The following is a 1,039-nucleotide window of genomic DNA, read 5'->3' as shown; positions in this document are numbered from 1 at the left end:
CGTCATTTGGATTTATAGACAAATTGACGCGTATGTTTACAAGTGTAGATACTATAGAGAAGTATAATCAACTTTACGACAAATACGCGAGTAAAGAATATACTGGCTTTACGCATTTTAATAAGCTAAGCCAAGCACAAGAATTTGTATACAGCCGTGGCCATCATAAGATGCCTTCCAAATTTGATCCTGTATTGCATCGTCACGTATTCGTTATTTTATGTGGACGCTTTGTGAATTTATTGCGGGGTGAGTATAATGAAGAAATGTCATGGGCAATGCTACCCAATGTAATAAGTCGTTTACGTTATGAACATAATTGGAGTGAAAGAGATTTTATGTGGGCATACAACGAATCCAATAACAGCAAAAATCCAATGATTTATTATGCAAAAAAATTTCTTAGTAATTCGACTGGAACTGGCATTAGCCCCAAAACACAAATGATAGTTGTAGTATCTGACGTGAGCACCGGTGATTATGAAAACACTAAACAAGTCGCTAGATTTTGCAGAGACTTACCAACGATATATGATATAATGAAACCGTAATAGAGATTGTCATTTACGATCAAAATGTTTCTGAAGCACATTAAGAGCAACACGCAGCGAATTCACAAGATGTGGTAACATTTGATCTTCTATCACGAGGTACTGTAGCGCAGCATGAAGATTATACTGTCTATAGAGACATTGGGCTTCTTTTAGTGCCTCTTGCGTGTTTATAAACTGCTCTGTTGCAAATGCTACCCACTTATCTCTTGCCTTATCATCTGAAGATGACGGCATTTCGTCATAAATCGCATTAGGCAAGCCTTTTGCACAAAGGTAATCGTTTCTTATCTGTAGATATTGCTGGGCGGCGTCATATTGCTCTTGTGTAAGCACGCCTTGCAAGCAAAGCCGCCCTATGTAAGACCCAGAAAGTGGATTTTTTGCCTCCTGTAGCGTTAAACCGAAGCGCTTTGCACGCATTTCTATTGCCAATTTATCAACGGCTTCACGCGGTGCTTTTGCACGTGATATACGTCCGTTTGGTT

General features: G+C 39.1%; 2 protein-coding genes. One reads left to right on the top strand and one right to left on the bottom strand.

Going from position 1 to position 1,039, the window contains the following annotated elements; all coding sequences use genetic code 11:
* A partial coding sequence (locus ACFILL_RS09310) for a hypothetical protein (protein ID WP_375643842.1) occupies positions 1-551 on the top strand: 551 nt, incomplete at its 5' end.
* Between the two features lie 9 nt (positions 552-560).
* Here ACFILL_RS09310 and ACFILL_RS09305 read toward each other — a convergent pair.
* A partial coding sequence (locus ACFILL_RS09305) for a hypothetical protein (protein ID WP_375643843.1) occupies positions 561-1,039 on the bottom strand: 479 nt, incomplete at its 5' end.

It is taken from the genome of Bartonella sp. AP20NXHL, from assembly GCF_042196165.1.
Lineage (GTDB): Bacteria > Pseudomonadota > Alphaproteobacteria > Rhizobiales > Rhizobiaceae > Bartonella.
This window is presented reverse-complemented; position numbering and strand designations above follow the sequence as displayed.